The sequence below is a fragment of the Klebsiella sp. SYXHC3 genome (genome assembly GCF_057196925.1).
In genome coordinates, this window is sequence record NZ_JBXUNG010000001.1 from 1,440,634 (window position 1) to 1,443,742 (window position 3,109).

3 protein-coding genes and 4 tRNA genes are annotated in these 3,109 nt (G+C 53.3%); 5 read left to right on the forward strand and 2 right to left on the reverse strand.

Features of this window, described 5'->3' with window-relative positions; genetic code table 11:
• Positions 1–2 precede the first annotated feature (2 nt).
• Positions 3–78 (reverse strand) — tRNA-Ala (locus AC2CGP_RS06975).
• A 219-nt stretch (positions 79–297) separates the two neighbouring features.
• Here AC2CGP_RS06975 and AC2CGP_RS06980 point away from each other — a divergent pair.
• Entirely contained in the window at positions 298–651 is a 354-nt protein-coding gene (locus tag AC2CGP_RS06980; protein WP_013878158.1) for a YfeC-like transcriptional regulator, read from the forward strand.
• A gap of 7 nt (positions 652–658) precedes the next feature.
• Positions 659–1,054, forward strand: a complete 396-nt coding sequence (locus tag AC2CGP_RS06985) for a YfeC-like transcriptional regulator (protein ID WP_126033412.1) — start codon at positions 659–661, stop codon at positions 1,052–1,054.
• 55 nt (positions 1,055–1,109) lie between these two features.
• On the opposite strand, the gene gltX is transcribed toward AC2CGP_RS06985, so the two are convergent.
• Positions 1,110–2,528, reverse strand: coding sequence for a glutamate--tRNA ligase (gene gltX / locus AC2CGP_RS06990; protein ID WP_020078209.1), 1,419 nt, complete (start codon positions 2,526–2,528; stop codon positions 1,110–1,112).
• 258 nt (positions 2,529–2,786) lie between these two features.
• Here gltX and AC2CGP_RS06995 point away from each other — a divergent pair.
• From AC2CGP_RS06995 to AC2CGP_RS07005, 3 genes are all read left to right on the forward strand, one after another.
• Positions 2,787–2,862, forward strand: a tRNA-Val gene (locus AC2CGP_RS06995).
• Between the two features lie 46 nt (positions 2,863–2,908).
• Positions 2,909–2,984 (forward strand) — tRNA-Val (locus AC2CGP_RS07000).
• Positions 2,985–3,030: 46 nt separating this feature from the next.
• Positions 3,031–3,106, forward strand: a tRNA-Val gene (locus tag AC2CGP_RS07005).
• Positions 3,107–3,109: the final 3 nt, after the last annotated feature.

The following is a 3,109-nucleotide window of genomic DNA, read 5'->3' on the forward strand; positions in this document are numbered from 1 at the left end:
TTTGGTGGAGCTAAGCGGGATCGAACCGCTGACCTCTTGCATGCCATGCAAGCGCTCTCCCAGCTGAGCTATAGCCCCGTAACGTAAAGCGTGTCGTGTTGACGGGCGGCATAATATGAATTCCTTCGCCAGGTGTCAACGGCAAAATTACCCCTCCTGATTCAATCGCTGAAAAAGCAGGCAAATAGCTGACAATGCGAGCCTTATCGCAGGCAGGCGTTAAACATGTCACTATTTCCTGTAAAAGGATGCTATAACATGAAGCACTAATTCCCACATATTTACCCAGGAAATAGTATGCTCAAGGAACGAATGACTCCGGAAGAAATTGCGCATCTAACTGGCTTCAGCCGACAGACGATAAATAAATGGGTCCGTAAAGAGGGGTGGCAAACTTCTCCGCGGCCTGGCGTGCAGGGAGGCAAAGCGCGTCTCGTACACGTTAACGAGCAGGTACGAGAGTTTATCCGCAATGCCCAGCGCGTAGCGGAAACGCCCTCGCCCTATTCGGTCGCCGAGACCGATCTCGAGCCATTATTGCTTACGCTCTGTAAAGAGATGACTCATCGCGAACAGAAGCAGCTAATGTCGCTGCTGCTGCGTGAAGGCATAACCGGGTTGTTAAACCGTCTTGGAATACGCGGCCAGTAAAAAACGAATGATGAAACTGAAAGAAAAAATGACGCCTGCAGAGCTTGCCGAAGTTCTGGGTCTGGCCAGACAAACGGTCAACCGCTGGGCGCGGGAACAAAAGTGGCGAACCGAGGCGATTCCCGGCGTCAAAGGCGGGCGTGCGCGTTTAATTGTCATCGACCGGCCAGTGATTGATTTTCTGACCAATATTCCGGCATTTCGTCATCTGAATGAAGAGTATCAGCTCGCCGAACAGCCCAGCGGCTACTTTATTAATGAAGCGGATGCGGTATGGCGGCAAATCACCGATACGCTGCAGCTGATGACCGCCGCAGAACAAACTTACCTGCGCGATCTTCTTGCTCGCGATGGCATTAGTGGCTTCCTGGCGCGGTTAGGTATTAACACTGCGACAAAATAGCGGCGAAAAAAAACGGCAGGATTAACCTGCCGCTTGCTTTAGCTTACGCTCGGCCTCAGGACTGCTGGCTTTCGCGTTCGGCGATAAACGCCAGCGCTTTATTGATACGTTCAACGCTACGGGATTTACCGATGGCATGAACGGTGACATCCAATGCCGGAGACTGACCCGCGCCGGTTACGGCCACGCGCAGCGGCATGCCCACTTTACCCATGCCCACTTCCAGCTCATCGGCAGTCGCCTGAATCGCATGGTGGACATTTTCCGCCGTCCAGTCGCTAATGGCCGCCAGCTTATCGCGAACCACTTCCAGCGGCTGACGCGCCACCGGGCGCAGGTGTTTCTTCGCTGCATCGGCGTCGAACTCGGCGAACTCTTCATAGAAGTAACGGCAGCTCTGAGCAATCTCTTTCAGCGTTTTGCAACGCTCGCCCAGCAGTTTAACCAGTTCGGACAACTGCGGGCCGTTACGGGTATCGATATTTTCCTGCTCAATGTGCCACTGCAGATGCGTCGCGACATATTCTGCCGGCAGCGTGTTGATGTAGTGATGGTTTAACCACAGCAGTTTATCGGTGTTGAACGCACTGGCGGACTTGCTGACCGCGCCCAGCGAGAAGAACTCGATCATCTCTTCGCGGGTGAAGATCTCCTGATCGCCATGGGACCAGCCCAGACGCACCAGATAGTTCAGCAACGCTTCCGGCAGGTAGCCGTCGTCGCGGTACTGCATCACGCTCACCGCACCGTGGCGCTTGGAAAGTTTTTTACCGTCATCGCCGTTGATCATCGATACGTGCGCATAAACCGGCACCGGCGCATTCAGCGCTTTCAGGATGTTGATCTGGCGCGGGGTATTGTTGATGTGGTCTTCACCGCGGATCACGTGGGTGATCGCCATATCCCAGTCATCAACTACGACGCAGAAGTTATAGGTCGGGGAGCCGTCGGTGCGGCGAATGATCAGATCGTCCAGCTCCTGGTTGCTGAATTCGATCGGCCCGCGGATCTGGTCGTCAAAGATAACCGAACCTTCCTGCGGGTTGGCAAAACGCACGACGCAAGGCTCATCGGCGGCGTGATGCTGATGATCATGGCGGCAGCGGCCGTCGTAGCGCGGCTTTTCACCGTTCGCCATCTGTTCTTCGCGCAGCGCGTCCAGACGTTCTTTCGAGCAGTAGCATTTATAAGCTGTACCTGCTTCCAGCATTTCATCAATAACCGCGTTATAGCGATCGAAACGTTTAGTCTGGAAGTACGGACCTTCATCCCACTCCAGATTCAGCCAGTTCATCCCATCCATGATGGCTTCAATTGCTTCCGGGGTGGAGCGTTCGAGATCGGTGTCTTCAATACGCAGCACAAACTCACCGCCGTGGTTACGTGCAAAAAGCCAGGAATAGAGAGCAGTACGCGCACCGCCAACGTGCAGATAGCCTGTTGGGCTTGGCGCGAAGCGAGTTTTGATTTTCATGAAATGGCCTTACGTTTAATAAAGATGCCGATAGTCGGCAGTGTTCTTGGAATTGATAGGGGAATATTCTAACACCACGGGCTGATTCCTCAATGTAGATCCCGCCTCAACATCACGCTTTACCATTTTTGTTTATAAATCATACGCCGAAGCTGATTTTGCGATCGCTTTGTTTAATTTTACGACGAACAAACAAATTATTTAGAAAAGGCGTTGACTCAATTTCAACTCTCCCTATAATGCGACTCCACACAGCGGGGGTGATTAGCTCAGCTGGGAGAGCACCTCCCTTACAAGGAGGGGGTCGGCGGTTCGATCCCGTCATCACCCACCAACTACTTTACGTAGTCTCCGCCGTGTAGAACAGAAAATTGAGAAGTGGGTGATTAGCTCAGCTGGGAGAGCACCTCCCTTACAAGGAGGGGGTCGGCGGTTCGATCCCGTCATCACCCACCACTTTCTCGCCAGCTGGATTTTCTGTCAAAATGTGAAGTACCGAAGTGGGTGATTAGCTCAGCTGGGAGAGCACCTCCCTTACAAGGAGGGGGTCGGCGGTTCGATCCCGTCATCACCCACCACTT